The organism is Desulfobotulus mexicanus (genome assembly GCF_006175995.1).
GTDB lineage: Bacteria > Desulfobacterota > Desulfobacteria > Desulfobacterales > ASO4-4 > Desulfobotulus > Desulfobotulus mexicanus.
In genome coordinates this window covers 1-24,561 of the sequence record NZ_VDMB01000028.1, presented here as the reverse complement: position 1 = coordinate 24,561, position 24,561 = coordinate 1, and the positions used below count along the sequence as shown (strand labels likewise).

At 48.9% G+C, this 24,561-nt stretch carries 21 protein-coding genes and 1 pseudogene; 18 read left to right on the top strand and 4 right to left on the bottom strand.

The features are described 5' to 3' along the window. Positions 1-978: 978 nt before the first annotated feature. Positions 979-1,617 (bottom strand): YagK/YfjJ domain-containing protein, encoded by a 639-nt coding sequence (locus tag FIM25_RS14900; RefSeq protein ID WP_139450654.1) that lies wholly within the window; start codon positions 1,615-1,617, stop codon positions 979-981. A 1,623-nt stretch (positions 1,618-3,240) separates the two neighbouring features. Between FIM25_RS14900 and FIM25_RS14885 the strand changes: the two genes are divergently transcribed. The 7 genes from FIM25_RS14885 to FIM25_RS14855 all read left to right on the top strand — a co-directional run bounded on the left by FIM25_RS14885 (position 3,241) and on the right by FIM25_RS14855 (position 11,551). Next, positions 3,241-6,129 (top strand): DUF4214 domain-containing protein, encoded by a 2,889-nt coding sequence (locus FIM25_RS14885; protein ID WP_139450652.1) that lies wholly within the window; start codon positions 3,241-3,243, stop codon positions 6,127-6,129. A 117-nt stretch (positions 6,130-6,246) separates the two neighbouring features. Next, complete coding sequence (locus tag FIM25_RS17790; protein WP_139450651.1) at positions 6,247-6,426, top strand: YegP family protein; 180 nt, start codon at positions 6,247-6,249, stop codon at positions 6,424-6,426. A gap of 158 nt (positions 6,427-6,584) precedes the next feature. Beyond that, complete coding sequence (locus FIM25_RS14875; RefSeq protein ID WP_139450650.1) at positions 6,585-7,352, top strand: SapC family protein; 768 nt, start codon at positions 6,585-6,587, stop codon at positions 7,350-7,352. Positions 7,353-7,403: 51 nt separating this feature from the next. After that, a complete protein-coding gene (locus tag FIM25_RS17620; protein WP_246052226.1) occupies positions 7,404-7,856 on the top strand; it encodes a hypothetical protein in 453 nt (150 codons plus the stop codon). A gap of 337 nt (positions 7,857-8,193) precedes the next feature. Continuing rightward, the gene (locus FIM25_RS17730; protein ID WP_342774351.1) at positions 8,194-9,255 is read left to right on the top strand and encodes a methyltransferase regulatory domain-containing protein; all 1,062 of its coding nucleotides are present in this window, start codon (positions 8,194-8,196) and stop codon (positions 9,253-9,255) included. Between the two features lie 142 nt (positions 9,256-9,397). Beyond that, entirely contained in the window at positions 9,398-10,297 is a 900-nt protein-coding gene (locus FIM25_RS14860) for an Rpn family recombination-promoting nuclease/putative transposase (protein ID WP_246052230.1), read from the top strand. A 327-nt stretch (positions 10,298-10,624) separates the two neighbouring features. Further along, positions 10,625-11,551 carry a hypothetical protein gene (locus FIM25_RS14855; protein WP_139450646.1) on the top strand — a complete coding sequence of 309 codons (927 nt, stop codon included), beginning with the start codon at positions 10,625-10,627 and terminating at the stop codon, positions 11,549-11,551. Between the two features lie 286 nt (positions 11,552-11,837). Here the strand turns inward: FIM25_RS14855 and FIM25_RS14850 are convergent, their stop codons facing one another. Both FIM25_RS14850 and FIM25_RS14845 read right to left on the bottom strand, forming a co-directional pair. Continuing rightward, positions 11,838-12,128 carry a helix-turn-helix domain-containing protein gene (locus tag FIM25_RS14850; protein WP_139450645.1) on the bottom strand — a complete coding sequence of 97 codons (291 nt, stop codon included), beginning with the start codon at positions 12,126-12,128 and terminating at the stop codon, positions 11,838-11,840. Positions 12,129-12,164: 36 nt separating this feature from the next. Continuing rightward, positions 12,165-12,449, bottom strand: coding sequence for a helix-turn-helix domain-containing protein (locus FIM25_RS14845; RefSeq protein WP_139450644.1), 285 nt, complete (start codon positions 12,447-12,449; stop codon positions 12,165-12,167). Positions 12,450-12,819: 370 nt separating this feature from the next. Here FIM25_RS14845 and FIM25_RS14840 point away from each other — a divergent pair, with 370 nt between their 5' ends. The 10 genes and pseudogenes from FIM25_RS14840 to FIM25_RS17930 form a co-directional block, all read left to right on the top strand. Beyond that, positions 12,820-13,977, top strand: coding sequence for a site-specific integrase (locus FIM25_RS14840; protein ID WP_139450643.1), 1,158 nt, complete (start codon positions 12,820-12,822; stop codon positions 13,975-13,977). A gap of 1,136 nt (positions 13,978-15,113) precedes the next feature. Continuing rightward, the gene (locus FIM25_RS14835; protein ID WP_139450642.1) at positions 15,114-15,953 is read left to right on the top strand and encodes a hypothetical protein; all 840 of its coding nucleotides are present in this window, start codon (positions 15,114-15,116) and stop codon (positions 15,951-15,953) included. A gap of 239 nt (positions 15,954-16,192) precedes the next feature. Then, positions 16,193-16,837 (top strand): recombinase family protein, encoded by a 645-nt coding sequence (locus FIM25_RS14830; RefSeq protein WP_139450641.1) that lies wholly within the window; start codon positions 16,193-16,195, stop codon positions 16,835-16,837. 1,395 nt (positions 16,838-18,232) lie between these two features. Beyond that, positions 18,233-18,790, top strand: a complete 558-nt coding sequence (locus FIM25_RS14825) for an ERF family protein (RefSeq protein ID WP_139450640.1) — start codon at positions 18,233-18,235, stop codon at positions 18,788-18,790. A 317-nt stretch (positions 18,791-19,107) separates the two neighbouring features. Further along, the gene (locus FIM25_RS14820; protein ID WP_139450639.1) at positions 19,108-20,148 is read left to right on the top strand and encodes a hypothetical protein; all 1,041 of its coding nucleotides are present in this window, start codon (positions 19,108-19,110) and stop codon (positions 20,146-20,148) included. An 87-nt stretch (positions 20,149-20,235) separates the two neighbouring features. Beyond that, on the top strand, positions 20,236-20,718 hold the full coding sequence (locus tag FIM25_RS17375) for an AAA family ATPase (protein WP_218961448.1): 483 nt from the start codon (positions 20,236-20,238) through the stop codon (positions 20,716-20,718). Continuing rightward, the gene (locus tag FIM25_RS17785) at positions 20,681-21,220 is read left to right on the top strand and encodes a CbbQ/NirQ/NorQ domain-containing protein (RefSeq protein WP_342774350.1); all 540 of its coding nucleotides are present in this window, start codon (positions 20,681-20,683) and stop codon (positions 21,218-21,220) included. Before FIM25_RS17375 ends, FIM25_RS17785 begins: the two co-directional genes overlap by 38 nt. Positions 21,221-21,317: 97 nt before the next feature. Continuing rightward, positions 21,318-21,965 (top strand): DUF3150 domain-containing protein, encoded by a 648-nt coding sequence (locus FIM25_RS14810; protein WP_139450638.1) that lies wholly within the window; start codon positions 21,318-21,320, stop codon positions 21,963-21,965. Between the two features lie 40 nt (positions 21,966-22,005). Then, positions 22,006-22,425: a winged helix-turn-helix domain-containing protein gene (locus tag FIM25_RS17365; RefSeq protein WP_218961445.1), complete on the top strand. Its 420-nt coding sequence runs from the start codon at positions 22,006-22,008 to the stop codon at positions 22,423-22,425. A 12-nt stretch (positions 22,426-22,437) separates the two neighbouring features. Continuing rightward, positions 22,438-23,034 (top strand): annotated as a pseudogene (locus FIM25_RS17930) (IS630 family transposase); the annotation flags it as partial. A 123-nt stretch (positions 23,035-23,157) separates the two neighbouring features. Here the strand turns inward: FIM25_RS17930 and FIM25_RS14800 are convergent. Then, positions 23,158-23,538, bottom strand: coding sequence for an Arm DNA-binding domain-containing protein (locus tag FIM25_RS14800; RefSeq protein WP_139450637.1), 381 nt, complete (start codon positions 23,536-23,538; stop codon positions 23,158-23,160). 101 nt (positions 23,539-23,639) lie between these two features. Between FIM25_RS14800 and FIM25_RS14795 the strand changes: the two genes are divergently transcribed. After that, positions 23,640-24,561: transposase (locus tag FIM25_RS14795; RefSeq protein WP_139450636.1), on the top strand; the 922-nt coding region annotated here is incomplete at its 3' end.

Genomic DNA, 24,561 nt, shown 5'->3' with positions numbered 1-24,561 from the left:
TCCTGCATGGCTAGTAATATCAGTATTCTGCTTGAATAGAGTGGGCTGTTAGTGGTTGGAATCCGTATGGAACAGAATGGGCGGTAAAAATGGCTTCATAATGGTGTCCTTGCCCTGTGGATGGGAAGTTGGATTTCTTTGGCGGTAGGATCTGATTGCCTTTGTGCTTTGCCTGGTCGTGCTTGACATGTAATGTGCTAGGGTGCGCTTCGTGTAGGGAATGGCTGGCTCTGGCGCATGGGTGCCTGGGCTGGAAAAAGTGTCTCAGGTAGTCTTGGTGGATTAGCTCACCGGCAGTCAGTCTTGCTCCTGGGTAGAGGTGTGCATTGAGGTTCTCTGGTCATAAACCTGCTGTCTCCATGGTCAGGTAGTGGTGCGGTGGCATATGGATTGCAAGGGCGTTTGGCGGAGGTCGAAGCTTCGATCTGTATAGAATGTGGAATGTAAATTGCAATAGTCCGAACCGCAGTCCAGTCATAAGCAGGAGAAAGATCATCGGGGTGGATGGGGAATGGACGGCCAAACAGAACCGCCCCCCCCTGCAAAGTGACAAAATGAAAATGCCGGTGAAGTCCCACTCTCGTACCATAAACTGCGGTCTGCTGGAGGAAAAAGAGCAACAGGTGCTGGGATACTGATGGACAGTTTTAGTCTGAAATATGGAACACAAACTCCGGCTGTGGTCGGCAATCAGGAACCGGATCTGGCAAAACCACAAAACCAAAGCCAGTACGGAAACCCGTGATGGAAAGTCAAGAACCGGATCTGGCAAAACCACAAAACCAAAGCCAGTACGGAAACCCGTGACGGAAAGTCAAGAACCGGATCAGGCAAAACCACAAAACCTGGCTGAAAGAGGGAGGTAGAGGTAAAAAGACCAAACTCAAAAACAAGCCAATCCATGGTAGCAAGCAAGCAGTCCGTCACAAAGCAAGCCAGAGTCACGGGAGTCTGCCTGATGTCAAAGACAGGTACTCGTCAAAACATGGATACTCCGAACCTCCTCACTCCGCTGGGCGTATGTTGTTTTTGGTTGGCTTTGGCCAGGTAGGAAGCCCACTCAAAGCAGCGGCTGAATGTCTCCTGATATCGTACCTGCTGTCCGGCCAGCGTGTCTCCCGTAGCTGTGGATGAAGGYCTGCGGATCATGATRCCGTTTGGCGTGTGGCTATGGCAGTAATGCACCAGTCCTCCGYTCCCTCCGACTATTTTGTGCCAGAGGAGGTTCGCTCGYTCCATCAGACCGTATGTGTTTTGGATYTTGTTGCCGTTGAGGAGAAAGACGCAGTGGTAATGAGGAAGGGAGTAGGGAGACTGTTCCCGTACCCAGATGTAGTGCATCTCGATCTTGTTGTAGGTGTAGTGTTCTTTAAAGAGCTTCAAAAACTTAGACAGTGCTTCATTGCCGATGGTGCCCTGCTGTGCCTCTRTGCTGTGGGGGTAGTGCAGGTCCATCCGAACGAAGAGTACYTTGTTGTGGCTGGTCGTCATGTGGGTCATGACTCCGAGGATCTTTTYCAGCAGGTCGGGRTAGGTAGCCAGGGTGCCGTGCCTGCCGTTGTTGATGGGATAGTCCTGATAGGTGCCTGCGGTCGTGCTGTGTGTGAGATAAGCCATGATGTCCTCCGTTGAATGAAAGTGGTGTGGGTGTCTGCCTATGAGTATGGACACTCTCTGTAAAAAAAAATGGGTGGTCGTGGGTACTCTAAACAGTCTGAGTCTGAATCAGGGGGTAGTGGTAGAGGAGCCAGTCAGTCAGGGCTGCGCACAGCGTAAGCGCAGACCCGTGGATGTACATGCAGGTCAGGAGGTAGCAGTTGTTAAAAGAGGTCAGTGATTGGGCTACGGAGAGGAGTCAGTCAGTCAGCCAGWCAGTCAGGGCTGCGCACAGCGTAAGCGCAGACCCATARCTGTACAATCGTAAAGGAGTCAGTAGTAGGCGTGTGATGAGAGGTGTAATGGTGTCTGTACTGTAGATGACCTGCGCTTACGCTGTGCGCAGGTCTTGTGTCGTTTGCTGATGCTGCGAATGGCAGTGGAGTAAGTAGTTGATAACAATGGTATAAGAGGTGGCTGTGTGGTAATGCCAATGCTGTTAATGTGGTTAATGCAGTAAATACAGTTAATGCAGTTAGTAGTAGTGCTGTTGGTAGTAATGTATTAAATACACTGAGAATACGGTTAGTGGTATTGCTGTTGGTGGTAGTAAGTAGTACTGTTAGATGTCTTGTTATTGCTGGTAGTACTGATAGAGTTCTTGCTATTGCTGGTAGTACGGTTAGTGGTAATGCTGTTGCTGGTAGTACGGTTAGTGGTAGTAAGGTTAGTGGTAGTAAGTAGTACGGTTAGTGGTAGTAATAAGATAATACATAAAACCTAGTAATGACTAATTCGTTAAGTAGGAAGTCAACGGGCTGTGGGGAATCGTTTTACGGCAATACTCGGCAGTAGGGATTACGAGAGTTATTCTTATAGTATAAGAAGACTAAGCATGGCGCTAAGGACAATCTGCATAGCCCTAGTCGCTCTATGAATATCCAGATCCGCTGACCATATCACACGGCAGGGGTGGTAGCCCTTTCAGGTAGGAGGCTTACCGTATGGATACACCTCTCGTGCCGGACAGGAGATTCTTGCATAGCTGCTTTGGTCTCTCACCGTTTGCATTCATGGTATCTGCTTTTTTTTGCTGCTTAATGTAGTTTGGAGCTTTTAGGTGGGCCAAACCACTCTCAAAGTTCTTAACTGCTGTTGATGCTTTTAATGCTCACAGATCTTTATTTTGATTGTAAGGCTGCATGGAGTGTTTTTGTTGTCTTTGTCGGCTGTAGATTGTTTTTGTGCTTTCAGGCACATCTATGGCTGCTTTTATGGCTTTTCTTTGCATTAAGCCTTGGTCTTTAAAAAGTACCCGTAGCAATCCATGCCTGCTTAGAGCTTTTTAAGCCTGATGCTCTTTCATATGGCCTTTGTTTTGGCTTTAAGTAGGTAAAGCTCAGATCAGATTTTAAAGATTGCATGACTGGAGTGTTGCGGGGTAATGCCCTTTATGATTGTAAGTGGTGCTGTTTTATTGCAGGGTTTTGTTTGAGCGGTTTTGCTGTGTAGAAATTGATTGGAAGGGATTGTTCCCTCCTATGGCTTTTTACAGCCACAGGAAGGAATTGTTCTGTTGTGATATTTGAAGACTGTGTATGGTAGGTAGCGACACTGTGAGTGCTTTGATTTCCATGAGCTAAAATGCAGGTTTCTCAACTTTATGTGGCACTGTTCGGCCGGGCTTCCGAAGGTGCAGGTAACAAGTTCTGGCAGGGTGCGGAAGACATGCAGTCTGCAGCTCAGGGCATGGTTGAAACCGATGCTGCTGAAGAGTTTTATGGTGATAAGTATGATGATGATGCAGCCTTTGTAGAAATGCTTTATCTCAATACCATGAATAAAGCTCCGGATGCAGAAGGCCTTGATCACTGGGTGGCATCCCTTGAAGGTGGTGCGAGCCGAGGTGAAGTAGCCGCAGAATTTATAGCCGCTATAGAAGATAATAAAGAAATTGATCCTGTGGGTTATGCTACCTTTAACAACCGTGTTGCAGTATCCGATTACACGGCAGATAAGGTACCCGGAGAAGACCTTAAAGTTTCTGAACTTGATGAGTTTGTGGGATATGTTTCCGAGGTAACAGATGATGAGTCTACTGTTGCCGCAGCTAAGGAAAAAGTTGATGCAGACGTCCCCGATCCCGGCGTTCCCGGTGAGACCATTACCCTCACTACTGGTACCGATATTGTTGGTCCCGAAGTGGAAGATGCGGATTTCCGTACCACAGAGAATAACGACACCATCAAGGCCGTTTCTTCTTCCCTTTCTTCTGCCCGTACCCTGGATGCTGCTGACCAGATTGATGGCGGAAAAGGTAATAACACCCTTGAAGTGGATATGCAGGGATCCTTTACCGGGTTCACCGGTGATGGCTTCATGAAAAATGTTCAGACCGTAACTCTCGCTAATGATGGTACCATAGCCCGTACTTTTTCTGCCAAGCAGGTAGAAGGGGTCGAAGCGTATAATTTGACGGGCGCTATCAATCTGTCTGACTTGGGTTCTACGGACGCAGCTGTTAATTTAGCTGACCGGGCATCCGGCACTACAACCATTGCTTACGCAAGCAAGGTAACAGATGGTACGGATGATGCTTTGGCTCTGGGTCTGACCAATATCGGTACGGTAGCAGTGAAAAATGCTGCAGGCACCGTAACCACACCGGAGGCAGCCGTTACGGTTACCGCCGCAGGTATCGAAGAAATTAACATCACCGCTACCGGAGTCAATATCGTAGCTTTGGGTGCCAATAACGCTAAGGCATTAACGGCTGCTGGAGATGGATCTCTGAAGCTGACAGATGTTGGTTCTGGATTGAAAACTCTGGATGCCTCTGGTCTGAAGGGTGACTTGGATGTTAATCTGAGTAGCGCAACTGGTGTGACTTCTGTCTTAGCTGGTGCCGGTGACGATATTATCCGTGCGGGAGCTAACGATCTTGCTATTAATGCAGAAATCAACGGTGGTGCGGGTAACAATACCTTGGCACTGAGTGGCGCTATTAATACGGTACAGTATCAGATGGCAGGTGTACAAACTATTGAAATAGCAGCTGTGACTGGAATGACATTTTCTGCTGTCAATACGACGGGTGTGGAAAGTCTTGTTGTAAAAGGAGCTGCAAATAATGCCGTATTTGCCAACATGGGTACCATTGATCTGGGAGTAACCTTAGTTAGAGCTGCCTCTGGTAGTGTGGGTTCCGACAACAGTGGTTCCACCACCCTGAATGTAAGTGGTGGTACTAAGGCAACACCCACAACGGCATTGGTAAATACTTCTTTTTCCAAGGCTAGCAGTGTCGAGCTGAATGTGGCACAGTATAATACTTTGGGCGATGGTACTAATGGCAACATAACAGCGACAGCTGCCCAGTCCTTTACGGCGAATCTTGCGGGTGCAGTAGATAACACGATTACCCTTGCTGCCGCCACGTCAGCAGTCTTTATCGATACAAACATAACCACCGATAATACAGTCGCCCTTGTGGCTACCAAGCTGACCGATCTGGTGGTTACCAATGCGGGTGATTTTACGCTGACAGGTAGCAATCTTTCGTCTTTGGAGACCCTTACGGTTAATGCATCCAAGCATTTTGACGGGACGAATATTGCGTTGGCAAAAATTTCCAGCATCGAGCTTGCTGGTTCCGGTGATGCTGCACAGGTAACACTCGACGATTTGGGCTCAACAACTCTGGATTATGGTATCAGCGTTAATGCAGAAGGTCTGGCTGCGGGTCTTGATATAGGCACCATTGACACTGCTGCAGCTGGGACCATCAGCGTGAATGTGGCAGGCGTTTTGGGTGATGTAGGGATAGGCAATATTACCGTTGCAAACACTGGCGCAGGCGCTCTGACCGGATCCATAACCATTGACGCCAATGGTACGGCTGGCGATATTGAATTGGGGGCGCTGCATGCAAAAGTCGTAACGGTTGATGCTTCCGGTGCGTTAGGTACGGTAACCGGTACAGGCGGTCTAACTAATACGGTTGATATCACCGCTGAAACCGCAACCTTTAACGGTTCTGCTCTGGGTGTTAACGAAGTCGTTGTAAACGCAAGTAAGTCCGCAACGATTACAGGTGGTATCGATGATGATCTAATAACGGTTGGAAATAGTGTAGCGGGAACCAAAGCTGTCTTTACTGTGACTACAGGTTTGGGCGATGATGTCATCGCTATAGGTACTGTAAACGGTGCTTTACGCCTGACCATCACTGATTTTAGTGTGGGCGATGCTAACATTGCCACTGCTTCCTTCACCGGGACTGATTTTTCTACTACTGGCGCTGCAGAAGTTGCAACATTCCTCACCAGCGCACTTGGAACTGCTGTTGCCGCAGAGGCTGTAAGTGAGGCATATACTGGCAGCTATGCAGAGGGTATTTTTGTGTATGGCAATACTGTCCATGCAGCTACCGATTCAGCGACTACCGGAACCTATGACGATGGTGATGTTTTGATTACTTTTACAGGCGTGACAGCGGCCGATGTGACAGCGGCTGCAGACCTTATCTCATAAATAAGCTAATACTGGTTATGGCTTTTTTTTAGAAGCCTCTCCCCTTTAAGCGGTAAGACTCAAAAATCCCCATCTCTCTTATGAGGGGTGGGGATTTTTTTCTGAGAGGAGAAGACGATGACGGGCATAGATAAAGGTACCTGTGAGATCTACAAAGGAAATGATAACAAGTGGTGGTGGCGTTCGGTGGCGGCAAATGGTAAAATTGTTGCCGGGTCTACTCAGGGCTACGTGAATAAAAGCGACTGCATAGCGAATGCAAAAATGCAAGGCTATAGTGGGTGTACGGGTTCATAGCCCGGTGGTGCTCTTTTCCCTGTCCATTACATTATGGCTAATGGGCCGACTGCGTGGGAGCCTCCATCGTTAAGAATCGTAATGCTTCAGGAAGTTCTTTTTTTGCATAGAGTGTAAAAAAATATTTTGTGACTGGCAGAAAATCAGGGAGTCTATCCATGTCCAAGTACCAGCCCGTAACCAAAACAGATTTTGTGAGTCTCCGGTGGAAACGTTTTGACAGCTATCATTTCGCTGGCTCTGATCTGGTTGCCCCCTTGGTGGTACAGGAACTTCCACGGGCAGCCATGAGTCTGCCCATTGGTTTTATCAGGCAGAATAACCAGTTTATAACCACAGCGCTGCTGGGTTTGCAACAGGGGCAGAACCTTTGCGTTTCTCCGGAAGGTCACTGGATAGCGCCTTATATTCCTGCTGCTTACCGCAGTTATCCCTTCGCACTGGCAGAGGCTGAAAACAATCAGCTGGTTCTTTGTGTGGATAGAGAAAGTGGTTTGGTAGCTGAGTATTTTGATCAAGCTTTTTTTGATGGCGAAGGAGAGCCTTCGCAGTCTGTTAAGGATATTCTGGACTTCCTGCAGCAGGTCCGTAGTAATCGTGAGCTGACCCTGCGTATGTGTGCTGCCTTGGATGCAGAAGGACTGATCCAGCCATGGCCAGTTAAGGTGAGGGGTAAGCATGAGGAGGTACAGACCCTTGACGGTTTGTTTCGTATAGATGAGGAGAAATTTACAGCTCTAAGTGATGAAGCCATATGTCGGGTGCATCAGTCTGGTGCTTTGGCGGTAGTGTATTGTCAATTGCTTTCCATGCAACATATCCATGCCCTTGGTAAGCTTGCAGAAAAACGGATCGAATGGAAGCCGGAAGAAGTTGATATGGAAAGCCTGTTTGGTGATCAGGGCGATATTTTGAAGTTTAACTAGTAGTAGCCGACTCACCCGAACCCTTTTTGTGAATAGCATGAAGCACGAGGGATGCCCTCTTTTGCTTTAGCCAGCGATGGAACCCCCTTCGCTGCAGTTGCCCCTGCTGTTTCGGTTTTTAACCTTGCCCTTCTTCCGCCTCCGGATGCGCCTGTTGTTCTTCCAGCCAAACTTGAGCTGGACGGCCCTGTTTACGAGGTCTCCGGAATGGGCCATGAAGCCCGGCAGCTGGTCATCAGCATCCACAGAACCGGTACGGATCAGCAGATTGCCCACCTGAAAAACAGGCTGGCCATAACCCTTACGGCACGGGCAGCCTTTGCCGCTGGTTTGCAGTCATCCATCTTCAATCATAGAAAGGATCACCATGTCAGACTGGTCATCGGGTTATGTATCGGATATCGGCTACACCTACGGATACTACAAAGAGCTGAACCCCCTGCTGCTGCGCCTTGCTTTCTTAAACGCAGGCCTTTTCTATCCCGAAGTAAAAACCGCCTGTGAGCTGGGTTTTGGTCAGGGTTTGAGTGTGAACATCCACGCAGCCGCATCCCCCGGTATCTGGCATGGTACGGATTTTAACCCTTCCCAGACAGCCTTTGCCCGTAACCTTGCCGATATATCCGGTGCGGATCTTCATCTTTCCGATGCAGCCTTTGATGAGTTCTGTGCCAAAGACGACCTTCCCGGCTTTGATTATATCGGGCTGCACGGCATCTGGAGCTGGATATCCGATGACAACCGGGCTGTGATTGTGGATTTCATCCGCAGAAAACTCAATGTGGGCGGTGTGCTCTACATCAGCTACAACACCTTACCCGGCTGGGCTGCCTTTGCTCCCATGCGTCATCTGATGACAGAGCATTCCGAAGTCATGGGTGCCGAGGGCAGCGGTATCCTAAGCCGCATAGATGCATCTCTGAATTTTGCAGAAAAGCTCATGGCTACCCAGCCCCTTTACGCCCGTGCCAATACCCAGATAGCAGACAGGCTTACCAAGGTGAAGGAGCAGAACCGCCATTACCTTGCCCATGAGTATTTTAACAAAGACTGGCACCCCATGCATGTATCCACCATGGGCGAATGGCTGGAACCTGCCAAGCTCTCCTATGCCTGTTCCGCCCATTACATGGATCACATAGATGCCATCAACCTCACCGAAGAGCAGCAGGCCCTGTTAAAGGACATTCCCCACCCTCTCTTCCGTGAGACAGTCCTGGATTTCATGGTGAACCAGCAGTTCCGAAGGGATTACTGGGTCAAGGGCATCCGTAAGCTCCAGCCCTTGGAGCAGGCCGAGAGCATCCGGGAGCAGCGGGTGGTGCTGGTATCCCACAGACCGGACATATCTTTGAAGGTAACCGGGTCTCTGGGCGAGGCCACCATGAACGAGGGTGTCTATCTTCCCATTCTGGATTTCATGGCAGACCATAAGCCCAAAACCATAGGCCAGATCGTAAAAGCCATGGAAGAAAAGAAGATCAGCTTTGTGCAGGTCTTGCAGTCTGTGATGGTGCTTGCCGGTGCGGGKCATTTTGCCGCCGTTCAGGAGGATGGTGTCATCCAGAAGATGARAAAGCGCACGGATAAGCTGAACGCCTTTATTATGGACAAAGCCCGCAGCAGCGGAGACATCAGCTACCTTGCAAGCCCCGTTACGGGCAGCGGCATACAGGTGGGGCGGTTCCAGCAGCTCTATTTGCTTGCAGCGGCCAAGGGTAAAAAACAGCCTGCRGAACAGGCCGCCTTTGTCTGGGATATACTGGCATCCCAGGGCCAGCGCATCGTGAAGGAAGGCAAGGCCCTTGACACCATGGAAGAAAACATCGCAGAGCTTACCCTGCAGGCTGAGGAGTTTGCCCAAAAGCAGCTTCCCGTACTGAAGGCCCTGCAGGTGGGGTAGGGGGTATAATGCCGTGCACAGGGCAGGTTCTTTGTGCCTGCCCTGTGCTGGCTGCCCCCCTTCCCCCTTCCCCTTTTTCAGGCTATGGTCCTTCCTGCCATAAGACACTTTACCACCCTGCATGGAGGCCCCCTTGAACCAGATGCTTACGGATTTTTATGTAAAACCCACATCAGACATCTTCTTCAAGTTTCTCTTCGGCAAGGAAGAGCATAAGCCCATTCTCATTGATTTYATCAATGCCGTTATGAAAAACTCAGGATTCCCTYTGATCACAGACCTTGTGATTAAAAACCCTTTCAACATCCAGACCATCCTCAATGCCAAAGAAACCATACTGGATATCAAGGCAAAATCTTCTGACGGCAGGTGGATTGATATGGAAATGCAGAACTCGRATAAGGGCTTTTTCGGGGAACGGGCTTTGTATTACTGGACTGACCTCTACGGAGATCAGCTGGTTACAGGKGAYAATTATTCTACCCTGCGTCCTGTGGTCTGCATCAATATCCTTGATTTTAAGATGTTTAAGAATGTGGATCGATACCACCTYTGCTTCATGCTTAGAGAAAAGGATACGCCGGAACTGCTCCTGACGGATCACCTTKCCCTGCATTTCCTTGAACTTCCCAAGATTACTGMTTACAATCTGGATAAGAGTCTGGACAACTGGCTTTATTATCTCAAAAATGAAGGCCTGAAYAAGGAGGATGGTATTATGGAAAACATCTTGAARAACAATCCTCAGATAGCCAACGCCAGAGAAAAGTACATGAGYTTTACTCAGGACGAACATATGCGTGAAGCCTATAATTCCCACATCAGGTGGAAGCGGGATCATGAATCGGCTTTGTTTCTTGCAGAGCAGAAGGGAGAGACCAGAGAGAAGTTCCAGACCATTATGCGTCTTTCCAGACTCAATTTGAATCCCAAAGATATTGCGGCAGGCGTTGAACTTACCCCTGAGAAGGTAAAGGCTGTTATTGCCGCAGGTGACAAGGGTCTGGATCTGCTGATGGAAGATGATGCTACCAGACATTAAGCCCCTTTATTGACCGGATGCAGCCTTAGAGCATGGGTTGTGTCTGGTCTGTAGCAGTATTGCCCTTTTGTAGTTTGCCAGCTCCCAATTTTCTTTTGTCCTGTACGTCTTTATTTTGCCATGGCAGTGCATCCTGATCTGCTTTCTTTGTGTCTTCCTGCAGGGTTTCTCTGTTCCCTTGGGTGTTTGTGCATTATGGTACACCCCCTGCAGGTGGTCTTGCTTCCCGCTCCGCTTCGTACTGCCTCCCCCTTCCCAATTTCCTCCTTTCAGTCTATGCTTTTTCCGGGTATGATTATTTTACCGTATTTTCAGAAAGGACATATCTTGGATAGCGAAACAAGCAATTCCARTGAYTACGACAGCCCGTGGAAAGAGGCCGTAGAGCGGTACTTTAAGGAGTTTCTGGCCCTTCTTTACCCTCAGATCCATGATAAGATAGACTGGAACCGTAAGCCCGTATTCATCGACAAGGAGCTTCAGAAGGTCGTCCGGGATGCAACCCTGGGACGGCGGTATGCGGATAAGCTGGTGAAGGTCTGGACAAAGAAGAATCAGGAAATCTGGGTACTGATTCATGTGGAGGTACAGGGTGACCCTGAAACTGTCTTCCYCAAACGCATGTATGTGTACAATTTCCGTATCTTTGACCGCTATGACAGGGATGTGGTCAGCCTTGGCGTACTGACGGACAGGCAGGAGAGCTTCAGACCGGATTCCTATGCCAGAGAATTATGGGGTTGCAGCCTTGACTTCCGCTTTCCCATTGTCAAACTTATGGATTGGGAGGATGAAGAGCGGTGGAAAGAGCTTGAAAACAGCGACAATGTTTTCGCCCTGGTGGTCATGGCCCAGATCAAGGCCAAAAGCTGCAAATCAAAAGACGAGCTGAAGGCGTGGAAGTTCCATCTGGTAAAACTCATGTACCAGCGGAACTACAGCAAAGAAGACATATTGCAGCTTTACCTGTACATCGACTGGATGATAAGCCTGCCCAGGGAGCTTGAAAAACAGTTCCTTGAAGAAGTTTACCTCTTGGAGGAGGAGAAAAAGATGCCATACATTACAAGTGCAGAGCGGTTTGGTGTGTACAACGAGAAGTTTCAGACCATCATGAATCTTCAGAAATACAACATGCAGCCCGAAGAGATAGCGGATATTACGAGTCTTACCCCCGAACAGGTAAAGGCTGTCCTTGCAGCAGGAGACAAGGGACTGGATCTTCTGATCGGTGAGGATGCTACCAAGCATTAAACCCTTCTCATTTTGATTTCTTACCCATCTATGACCGGACACAGCCCTGCAGTCTGGGTTGTGTCTGGTTATTGTCTTGTGGGGCATTCTGTGGCCTTGGTATCTGTCCCTGTGTATCCTGTTTCTCTTGTGCAGATGTTGTCGATTTTGCCGGATGTACTGGATGTGCCGGATAGTACCGAACATCATTTTTACGCTTTCTATCCCCCATATTTACCGTAGCTTTTGTCCGCTGTATGAGCTGATTTCAGGGGGGCAGGGTAGTACATAAGGCCTGTCTTTTTGCTCAGTCTTCCTCCTCTTCTATCTCTTCTGTCCTGTCTGCATCTGGCTTAATCAGCACTCCCGTGGTTCCGTCCTCATGGTTGACAAATATGATCCCTGCCTCCACCAGTACATGGGCCAGCAGTTTCATGGTGCTTTTCTTCTCCAGTATCTTTCTTTCCAAGCGTGTGACAGCCGTTTCAGACAGGTAGGCTTTGGCTGCAAGTGTCTTCTGTGACCACCCAAGCAGTATCCTGGCAACCTTGATCTGCTCTCCCTTCAGCAGTTCCACATCGTAAGATTTTTCCCTCATCATACCTCCACGCTAGACTCTCCACTTCCCACTGTCTCATCCGTCCTCCCTCTCTTCTGCCCTGTCCGCATCAGGTTTGATCAGTACCCCAAAGGTTCCGTCCTCATGGTTGATAAACTCTATTCCAGCTTCCATCAGTACATGGGCGATCAGCATGATGGTGCTTTTTTTCCTTACATTGTTCTTCTCTGCCTGGGTGACTGGCCCCTGGGACAGGTAGGCTTTGGCTGCCAGTGTTCTTTGTGACCAGCCAAGCAGTATCCGTCCTGCCTTCAGTTGCTCTCCTGTGATCTGTTCCACATCGTATGACTTTTCCTTCATCATGACTCCTCTCTCTACCTCTGGTGTAGGCCCCTGTGCCTGCCCTGGGGTGAGGGTATGTGTTTCCCACTCTCCACTCCATTATCCATGCTCAGCTCACCTTAGCAATGTGTGGTCGTAAAGTGGAGTTTTTTGTCCGAAAGCACCAGAAATATTTTTTTAGTGATTTTGACAAAAATACTTGACTTTTGATTTTGTAATGATTTCAAGGGCAAAAATTTTCTCTGCAAGCAACCAACATGCTCAGCTTTTTTTTGCCGATATTTTTCTAAATTACTTGCTTTTGAATTTCCATCTTTTTAGCATGATGAGTGAGGGTAGGGGCAGTCGGGGCTTTAAGATCATGGATGCAGTATGAAGGGAGGATGCGATGCCAAAAATATTACTTACAACGGGCTTTGTGGCTGATCCACCAGTAGTGACCAAGGGAAGGGTGGATTACTTTGATACGGAAATACCTGGGTTCATGCTGGAGGTGCGGTCTTCTGGCAGGTGTACCTACTATCTGCGGTACCGGGATAGGCACGGGAGGGTGCGACAGGTGCGTATCGGGCCTGTGGATGCAGTCAGTCTTGAAGACGCAAGGGTAGCAGCCAGAGAGATCCGGTCACAGACGGCCATGGGATATGACCCTGCTGCCATGATGGATAAACGCAGACAGGAGATGAGCTTTGGTGACTTCGTGGAAGACAAGTACCTCCCCCATGTGAAGCTCTACAAACGAAGCTGGGAACAGGATGAGAAGATGATAGACCGGGTGCTTCTGCCGTTGTGGGAGTACGCCAAACTGTCTGCCATAACACGGGATGATGTGCGGGAGTTCCAGTCTTCCTGTGTGGCCAAGGGCTACAAACCGGGTTCTGTCAACCGGATGATGGCCTTGGTGAAGTACATCTTCTCTTTGGCAGAGCGGTGGGAGTACATCGACAAAAGCCCTGCAAGGGGAGTGTCCAAGCTGGCTGATAACGAGCATAAAGAACGCTTCCTTACACCTGAAGAAACGGACAGACTGCTGAAAGCATTGAAGAACTGCCAGAGTGCCGTAGTCCCTGACCTGATCGAGTTTTTGATACTGACAGGGGCCAGAAAGGGGGAAGCTTGTCATGCCAGGTGGGAGGATATGGACTTTGACCATGGCTTGTGGACGGTACCCATGAGCAAGTCGGGAAAGCCAAGGCATATCCCTTTGTCTATGTCCGCCATGAAGGTGCTGAAAAGGCGTGTGGAAAACAACAGCCCGTTTATATTTGCCAACCCCAAGACCGGTGAGCCGCTGAAGCATTTTTACAGTACCTGGCATCGAATCAGGAAGGAAGCAGGGCTGGAGGATGTCCGGGTGCATGACCTGAGACACAACTTTGCCTCCCTTCTGATCAACCATGGAAGGAGTCTCTATGAGGTACAAAAACTCCTGGGCCATGCCAGCATATCCACCACCCAGAGGTACGCCCATTTGAGTCAGGATACCCTCAAAGAAGCCACTGAAATAGTCTCCCGAAGCATAGGAAGTGATGGTGGTGCAGAGTGATTTGAACCAAGATTCAAAAAACGATGGAAGGAAAATGATGGGTCGTTTTTGGGGGTTAAGTAGCTGTAATCGTGTGAAGTCCGTTGACGCTTTTCTGGAAAATCCGGTGGGATATAGATGGGTACTTTTTTTGGTGATGGGTAGGGTGTCTGATGGGTCGTATGAAATCAGGCGGTTACAGAGGGCTAACTGATGGTTGTAAACAGCGTTCCAGTGAGCATATGCCCATAAACAGGCGTTTTTGGGCAAATTACGGCAGCGTAAGTTACGCCGGGCAGTTTTTTGGCGTAACTTTGATTAAAATTGACAGAATTTATCAAAATGCCAGCGTCCGATGCTTTTAGCGTGAAGTCGGGGTGAGGTCGGGGCGGTGTCAGGGTGGCATTGCGTCACCCATGATGCTCCGGATGCGTATCCGATGTGATGTCCGGTGGTGTCAGAAGGTCAAGAATGTATGAGAGGAGGAGGGTATGAGTGACAGGAAGTTGTATTCCTTCAGGCAAATAGGCGTGGAGTTGAACATCAATTATAAGAAGATACTCAATTACCGTAACCAGATGCGGCTGTTTCTTCCTGGGATGGTGGTGGACGGAGGATATTTTAAATGCTTTGAGGAGTGCATAGAGATAGTGCTGCTGGTGGACGGGTTGCGTTTTGAAGAGTATTCATTTGAGGATATAAGAGATATTCTATTGAAAAAACAAGAAATAAAGAATGATCCTCAGCTCGGTGAGTGGGTGGGTGAGTGCTTGGAAAAATACAGTCACTATTGGATCAGGAATGCGAATGTGATGTGTGAACCTGTTCCCCAGTTCTTTAATGATGAGTGTGAACCTGTGCAGGTGTGCCCCAGTGACCGGTGTGACTCTGTGCAGGTGTCCCCTAGTGACCGGTGTGACTCTGTGCAGGTGTGCCCTAGTGACCGGTGTGACTCTGTGCAGGTGTGCCCTAGTGACCGGTGTGACTCTGTGCAGGTGTCCCCTAATGCCCGGTGTGAACCTGTGCAGGTGTCCCCTAATGCCCGGTGTGAACCTGTGCAGGTGTGCCCCAGTGACCGGTGTGACTCTGTGCCGATGTGCTTTAGTACATGGTGTGCTTCAATCGCTGATCCCAATGATGAGAATATAGGAGGAGACATGAACCTTACCCTTCCCGATACCCCCATTACCACCGACAAGGCGTGGGATACCCAACCCGTCAATTCAAAGGAGCTGGCTCAGGAGGTCAAAGATGAGCTGTTGAAAGAGCTGATCCCTATGCTGGAAGTCCTGCTCCAAAGATTTGCCACCAACCTTGGGGAGGAGCTGTCCCGAACCCTGACCCATGGCTTTCAGAAGCTGGCCACCGAGAACAACATAGCCATAACCGCCATCTGTGAGGCCATAGACGACATGCAAAACGGTATCAGGAATCTGGACAGACGGATGACCAACCTTGAAAAGGAGCTGGGCCTGCCAGTGGAGCAACCCTTTGACCTTTACGAGATAGAGGCTGGTAATCTTCAGGTGAGCTTGCAGACCCTTAGCTTTGACTTGACTGTTCCCCCTATTCAGTCCGTACAACCTGCCGATGAAGCCCAGGACAATGAAGATGCTGACCCCCACAACCTGCGTCCTGTCATCGAAAGTATAGTGAACTCAAAGCCCAACCGGGAAGCTGTGCTGGAATGGGTTATGGAACGAAGGGCAGCCGTAAGCCCTGCACCGAGCTATGGTGTCCTGGCTTCCATACTCGATGATGCAAGAATCCTGACCCTTTCCGGCAAGGGTAAGTGGTCGCCGGGTACGCTCAGAAATCTGGTTGTGAAACGGGAGGTCGAGGAAAACAGGGCATTGGAGGAAGAAGAAGACGGTGTAGATGGTGGGGAAGCTCTGGATGAATCCTCAGGAAATGATGACCTTCCCAGTGTGGCAGGCGGTGCTGTGCCGGGTACATGGCTGGATATGGAAGACGGGACGGATGAAGAAGAGTCTTGAACCCGTGGGGGTGGCTCCGGGCTGCGGGTGTGGTTCCGGAGTGGCCCCTATATATAAGGTAGGAATCTGGTCTGGCAGGGGGTGAGCAGGTAGTTCGATTTGGGTGTACTCTACGCCAACTACTTCGGAGCCTGTAAAATGCCGGTTTGATAAATCCTTCCGACCACTCAAAACAGACTGGCATTTTTAAACCAGTTAAAACAGACAGATTCAGCACATTATTGCAGGAGTATGATTCAATGACTGTGAGGATATACGGATATCTGAGGGCTTCGACTACGGAACAGAATGCAGACCGTGCAAAACCTGCGCTGGAGTGCTTTGCCTTGAATCAGGGGGTACAGGTATCGGCCTGGTTCACAGAAAATGAGTCCGGTGCCAGTATGAAAAGACCTGAGCTGTTCCGTCTTCTGGATGTGGCACAGCCTGGGGATGTTCTTCTTCTGGAACAGATAGACCGCCTGAGCAGGTTGAACGGTAAGGACTGGCATAAGCTCCGTGGACTGATACAGGGTAAGGGACTGAAGATTGTGTCCATGGATCTGCCCATCAGCCATACCCTTATGGATACGGAAGCTTCAGAGAGTTTTCAGGGGCGTATCCTTGATGCCATTAACGGTATGCTTCTTGATATGCTGGCTGCTGTCAGTCGTAAGGATTATGAGGACAGAAGAAGGCGGCAGTCCGAGGGTATTGCCAGAGCCAAAGAGCTTGGGCGGTTCAAGGGCAGGCCAGTGGATACGGATCAGCGGTTGAAGATAGTGGAGCTGAGGAAGAAGGGCTTTTCCTATTCTGAAATCGAGAGGATGCTTGGCTGTTCCCGTAGTACGGTAGCTTCTGCTGTAAAATGCCTTAAATCCAGTTGTGCAGAGGCTGTGTTGTGAGGGCAGGGTGGCTGTTCCTGTGGCCCCCTATATATAAGGTGTAAATCTGGTCTGCGGTGCAGGGTGTCGGGGGTGAATGCTTTTGTATCGACACAGGGCMGTATCTGTTCCATAGTTCAAAATRCAGACAGCAGATGCAGGGCAGGCAGTCCGCAGGGTKGAGTCTTTCTTTCCTGCATATTYTGATTATATTAACAAAAAGGAGGATGGGATGGCAGAGAGAGTGTCCCACGATCAGAACTTTAAAAATCTGGCACGGGACTTTACCAGGGAGATAGCAGAGTTCTTATCCCCGGAGATCCTTGARGGTATGGGCAAGCTTATAGATTGTAAGCTTGTCAATCAGGAGACCCAAAAAGAAAAGCTGAAAGACCGGCATTTTGTGCTGGACATACCCATACTGTTTGTCTTTGAGAATGGGACTCTGATCYTGTGGCTGCTGGAGTTTCAGGAGGATAAGTACAAGTTTTCCATCTACAARGTGGCCCACTATGGCATAGACTACATGAAAGCCCATCCCGGTGCCATTGTYATCCCTACGGTGCTGTTCACAGACCGCAGGAAATGGCGTAAGGATGTGGACAGGGTTCTGGACAGCAGCTTTGGGGAAAAGAACTACATACAYTTCGAGTACCAGAAGATYCGTCTTTTTGAGTATCAGGCCAGGGATTATTTTGATTCCACAAACCCTGTAGTCATGATTCTCCTTCCCAAGATGAACTATGAGCCAGAGGAGAAGTTAGATGTCGTAATGAGGGCCATGACCGGACTGTTTCGCTTGGTGGGTGCGGCTCTGTTTGAAAAATACCTGGATTTTATTTATACTTATGCAGATATACAGGARAATGAGCAGGAAGAGTTGCTCAGTCTGCTCACAGAAAAGGAGGATGGTATGCTGCTATCAGAACGSATTAAGRGTATCGGGCGTGAGGAAGGYGTGATTAAAGGCATGTACAACGAGAAGTACMAGACGATCATGAGTCTCCGKGAGTTYAATATGAAACCGGAGGATATTGCCAAGGCTACSAGGCTYACCCCYGARAAGGTCAGAGAAGTTCTTGCTGCCGGTGACAAAGGTCTGGATCTKCTSATAGGCRAKRATGCCACCAAACATTARCGGCTCCCTCTGCTGTGGTTGCTGTATWGGCAGCCATGGCAGGGTTGGGGAGTCTTTTGCTCTGTTTGAGWTCTGCGGAYACCCTCGTAATTTCCCCGCACAGATGMCCATTTTAASCCCKCAGCACCCATATTGACCCTCCCAAAGTGGTRATCAGTGGATTTCAGGTATATATTACAACTATGAATTGAAACATTATTCACCTGTTATCTATCCAAAACCAGACCCCTTCTGCCTTTTTACGGGCAGCGGGGGTCTTTAATTTAAAGGAGGTYACTATGGTTATCGAACAGTACAGCTCAGCGGATGTGAAGGAGCTTGCCAAGGCCATGCTCCGGGTGCAGCAGGAATTAAGGCCTGTTCAAAAGGACAGGAAAAACACCTATACCAACAGYATGTACGCCACCCTAAGCTYTGTCATGGAGGCTTGCAGCAGTATTTTAATTAAGAACGGAGTCTGGGTGACGCAGTATCCTGTTCCTGTAGAAACCGGKCATCTGGGRCTSGTWACMAARCTTATGCACGCAGAATCAGGCCAGTGGCAGTCTTCCCTGCTCATGATGCCTTTGTCYAAAAAYGATCCCCAAGGSTACGGTTCCGCCATCACCTATGCCAGACGCTATGCCCTGTCTTCCATGGTTGGKATYATTACAGAAAACGATGATGATGCTGAAGGGGCCTGCATCAGAAACAACAAAAATCCACAAAAACAAAATAACTTCCCACAGTCACCAAAGCCTCAAAACGATCCATTTCCYCCGGTAAATCAGGYACCTTCTACTCCTCAGAATCCCCAAAATCAGCCCTCCAGTATGGATACCCTGCCTMMGTCTTGAYGGYATCTTCTACAACACGGTTCATACCGAGGATGGAAGGGCCTACATAGCGGCYACGGGAGACACCATGCCYAAAAAGGATATYCTCAAAGAAGCAGGGTTCCGCTGGAACGCAGAGCGCAAACTCTGGTGGAAGCACAGCCAGCAATCCGCAGCCTGAACATCCCATCCCYATTCATCCAGACACAGGGCCTGCCGGTATTARCCGGTGGGCCTTKKTGCGTTTAAAGRAGGCAGTCATGACCATCCATCACACAAAAGAGTCCATGGGKCTTYTGGCTCAGATYACCAAGGGTCTYCTKGCCCGGAGTCAGAACATGAAAGCAGATCTTGGAGACAGGTCTTCTTATATCGGTATGTCGGATATWGGCAGGGGCATGGAGTGTCTTCGTGCTGCTGTGGCGGATAAGTTTCAAAAAGCAWMCMGTCCTGAAGAAGTCGCCCGGTGGTATGCCGAGGAAGATACGGAGAGGATACTTGCAACCCTGCAAAGGGAGTTGGTGTTTCAGCGGGGTCACTGGTTTGAATCCGGCATGGGAGAAGTTCTGCGGTCCAACGGTTCAAAGCCCATCCATCAACTGGAGGTGGCCATAGTCAATGACGGTATGCCGATGAAAGCCCATCTGGATTTTACCATGGCCTGGGGTGGCAAGACTCCTGCTGTTCGCATCCTTGAAATCAAAAGCACGGAGCATATACCCGCCAGTCTGTAYGCTTCCCATGAAACCCAGCTCTACGGTCAGCTTGGCATTGTATCCGCATATTGGGATCARCCCTGCTTCAGTACCAAAAACCATAAGAACCTGACCTTCCCTGAGATAGYCMTRAAGGAGCTGGGGGTGARAATGCCMGATACTYCYGAWRGYGTGGATATWCAGGGCTGGGTTCTCTGTYTGAATATGAGTGGCGTAAAACCCTTTGGCCCCTACCGYCCGGATTATCTGCTGTGGGGGATATGTGAAAAGGTAGCCCGCCGTATCTGGGAGAGGATGCATACATATCAAAGTGGYCTGATCCGTCTTAACGATGTGGAGCATTGTAAGGGTTTTCATCCTCTCTGTGACTGGTGCRACCATGCTGTGGGCTGCCCTAAGTTTGTCATGCAGTCCGTCCATGATCCCGMMTGCAACGAGCAGTTTACCCTGCTGGAAGATCTYAAAAAYAAGAAARCARYCCTGGATAAGGAGATCCGTGATCAGGAGAATCGTATCCGCAGACAGTATTACTTGATGAACCCGGACGGCAACTGGCTGGATACCGGAGATTTCAGGTTCWGGGTGGCCATAGTCAACGGCAGAAGCTCTCTGGATAAAWCGRCWTCTGGAAGCAGAGCTTACAGCCATCATGTCCGAAGGTGAAGCCCGTGAGCTGTTGCAGAGGGCAAGCAAAACATCTGACCCCCAYGAGAGACTTTACATCAACCGTAATAAGAAGGAGAAAGCCGCATGAATACAGAACTTTCTACACTCAATGTCATAGATATGGATGCAGGACTGGTTTTTAGCGGCAGAGCATCCGGCAGGAAGATCAAGGGATTTGARTTCCCATGCAGRAAYACTCCRGAAATAAATCCTGACTATATGTTCCACGATACCATGCGGGAAGTGGTGGTCTGGTTYATGGAGCCGTCTGATGCCCTKTATGTGTTCGGGCCATGCGGTAGCGGCAAGACAAGCCTGATMCGGCAGACGGCAGCGAGGCTYAATTATCCTGTCTTTGATGTAACKGGCCATGGTCGCCTGGAGTTCAATGATCTGGTGGGTCACTTGAGCTTRCAGGAYGGTATGATGGTTTATCAGTACGGGCCTTTGAGYCTTGCCATGCGCTATGGMGGTCTGTTCCTGCTGAATGAAATAGACCTGCTTGATCCTGCAACTCTGTCCGGGTTGAATGGGATACTGGACGGTGCAGCCTTTGTGYATCCCTGAAAACGGWGGRGAGATYATAGAACCCCATCCCATGTTCAGGCTTGCAGCYACAGCCAATACCAAYGGTGCATCCGATGAGTCAGGGCTTTATCAGGGAACKGTGAGACAAAACCTTGCCTTCATGGACAGGTTCTGGCTCTGTGARATCGGGTACCCTGATAAAAATGCAGAAAAGGGACTGCTKGCACGGGTAGCAGGTAATCTCCCTGAATCCATCCGCAACAGCATGRTGGACTTTGCARSGGAAGTACGGCGTATGTTCAYCGATGGYAAYCAGTTCGGCAAGGGCATAGAGGTSACATTTTCCACAAGRACACTTCTGCGCTGGGCTGATTTGACGGTACGGTTCCARCCCCTTGCCTATCAGGGCATACAACCCGTGGCCTATGCCTTGGACAGGGCCTTGGGATTCAGAGCTGGTTATGAAACAAGGGCCATGCTCCATGAGCTGGTGCAGAGGATGTTCCCCCATACCATGGCAGAACCGGGGGATGGAGACTGAAACAAGACAGCAGGTATAACTGTGAACAAATGAGGGGGAGCCTTTAAGGAGGTTCCCCCTTTTGTATTTAAAAGATCGGAAACGAAAGGAAATTACCATGACTATCCATACAGACATGCAGATTCTCAATGAGATTGTGGCGGTACGGCTGGATGTGAATATCTGGACTGCCAGAAGAAAACTGACCCCATCTGATTTTAAAGCTGTCGATCTTCCCCCTGAGAAAATCGCATCCCTTGGCAGCAAGCGGATCTGTGACCCTGCTGAGCTGAGGATATTTTCAACCTTGAAGGGCAGGGCTGTTGCTCTCCTTGATAGCGTTGGTGTCCGCTTCCTTGGTGGTTGGGCCATACCGGAGCATCTGGTGGCTGAGATGCAAAGGAGTCTTATGGATCTGAGGGATGACTTCATGCAGGCCAGGGAAGACTTTCTGAATCGTTACGATGAATCCGTACAGGCATGGATCAAAGACAATCCCGGTTGGGAGTCCATCATCGCAGGTTCTGTTGTGGATGCGGATTATGCAAGAAGCCGCCTTGGTTTTAGCTGGCAGATGTTCCGGGTGGTGGCTCCCAAAAGTGATGTCCTTGCAGGTGGTGTTGATGCGGGCCTTGATGAAGAGCTGGATACCCTTGGTTCGAGGTTGTTCGGTGATATTGCAAGGATAGCCGACACTTTATGGGAGAGAAGCTATGCCGGTAAGTCTGAGGTGTCGCAAAAAGCCCTGTCTCCTCTGAGGTACTAAAAAGTTCAAAACCAACTCGACATGATGTATATTGCTGCTTATGAAAAAACAAGACGCTAGAAAACTCGATCATAAGACCCGTGAGGCTATCCGTATACGCGCTGTCCAGCAGATCGAATCGGGTGAAAGCCCAGAGGTTATCGCCAGGGCTCTGGGTTACCATCGATCCGCAATTTACCAGTGGATAGCCAAATACCGCAAAGGCGGCCTTGACGCTTTAAAGACGAAACCGATTCCAGGTCGGCCCGTTAAGTTCCATACCAAAGATTTTGATGAGCTTTTCTGGAAGATTGCGGATAAAAATCCTATGGACTACGGATTTCCATTTGCTCTGTGGACCCGTGAAATGATTCGGGAGTTTATCAAAAAGGAGTTCGATGTTTCCATAAGTAATGCCACTGTCGGTCGTCTTTTGAAAAAAATTGGTTTTTCGCCACAGAAGCCTTTAAAAAAAGCCTGACAGAGGGACGAAGACCGGGTAAAGGAATGGGTTGAAAATGAGTTCCCGGAAATAAAGAAACAGGCTGAAAAAGAGAATGCAAAAATCTTTTTTGCCGATGAATCAACCGTAAGATCAGACTACCACAGCGGGACGACCTGGGCTCCCACAGGAGTCACCCCAGTCGTTGAAAAAACGGGGGCTCGCTTTGGTATCAACATGGTTTCGGCCATCTCTCCCTCGGGGGAACTCCGATTCATGACCATTGACGGAAAAATGAATTCCGATAAGTTTATCTCATTTCTGAAACGTCTGATTTACAAGGCTGATTCTCCCATCTTCCTCATTGTGGACGGGCATCCTGTCCATAAATCAGGCAAGGTCAATAAATTTGTTGAAGAAACGGCAGGAAAGCTCCGCTTGTTCTTCCTGCCTCCATACTCCCCTCATTTGAATCCGGATGAAATGGTATGGGGATACCTGAAACATCACAAGATTGGAAAAATGGTTGTTTCAGGCCCGGAAGACCTCAGAAAAAAGGTCTTCTCCATCTTGAGATCATTGCAAAAGAAAACCGTAAGAGTTGCCAGTTTTTTTAGAGCACAAGACACCCAGTATATTTTAGCTTAATGTCGAGTGTGTTATGATCTTATTAGTAATATGTTATTATACCTGCAAAGGGTCAAAAAACCAGCTTTTTTAAACTTTTAAAAAATTAATTTTCAACAAAAATCAAGGGTAATCCTTGGTGTTTCAGGTTCTTACGCAAAATATCAGCACGGCATTAAGCGTTGTAGGTATACAAATCAACAGGGAATCGAGGTTATAACCTTGCACAAAAGGAATGTAGCGACTCTGAACGAAGGCTTCCAGGGTCATCATCTTACACAACTGCTTTCTGTCATCTACAGGGTCTTCCCCTATGACCACCCGTGAACGAATCTTTCTGGCAGCCTGACTGGCCTTGGTGAAGGTCAGGGACTTCTCATCCCCTATCTTGTATTGACGCTGCTCCTTACGCTTATTCCTGTACTTCAGGTAATAGGTCTTGGTTCCCGTATGCCGGACTTCCAGCACAAAGCCCGTGATCTCGGTATCATAGATGATGGACTCGCAAAAAAAACAAAATTCCATAACCTTTTAAATTTGTTGTCTTTATGTGGTTTTGCTATTGATTCAAGGAGCCGTTTTTGTTACATATATCCTGTGATATTAATCTATTATAAGGATTTTGCATGATCTACGTTAAAGATCACAAACAGTACGACATGTTCAGCCCGTTTGAGCATCTTGGTCCAAAGAGGCTGGCTCTTCTGGAGTCATCATGGGCGCATCTGTTTCGTGAAGAAATCCTCCACAGACTTCCGGTCAAGAAACTGTTTCATCTCTTTGACGACGGGAAGGGTCGGCCTACCAAGGAACTCCATGCCATGCTCGGACTTGTTTTGTTACAGCAGATGGAGGATCTGACTGATGATCAGGCGATTCGGCAATATGCCCTTAATATCGAGTGGCACTATGCACTGAACATTACMGACCCTTCCGACTCCAGCTGCTATGTGGCTCACCGAACCCTTTGGGGCCTGAGGGATAAAATCGSGCAGCTTGGGCTTGAACAGGCACTTTTTGAAAATATCTCAGAGACACTGCAAAAWTTGTTCAGTCTGGATACATCAAAACAGCGCCTGGATTCGGTGCATATCTTTTCCAACATGGCCCACCTGGGACGGATCCGTTTATTTGTCAGAACTCACCGGAAGTTTCTCATCAATCTCAAACGACACCATCCTGATCTTTACCATTCCCTTGATGAGCTTGCCACCCGCTATGAAGCAAAAAATGATGGTCTGTTTGCTGTCAAGCCCAGCGATGCATCCCGCACCCTTGAGCAACTTGGCAACGACTGCTTTCTTCTGGTGGAACGGTTCAAAGATCATGAAGCCGTTGCTTCCATGGCCTCTTATAAGCTTTTGGTGCGGATGTTCRGCGAGCAATGTGTAGTCGAAAAGAATGATGACACCACGAAGGTGGTTATCAAACCCAGTAAAGAGGTATCGTCCCAGTCACTGCAAAACCCATCCGATCCGGATGCCACCTACTGCGGTCATAAGGGTAAAGGGTTCCAGGTACAGGTCATGGAGACCTACTCACCGGACA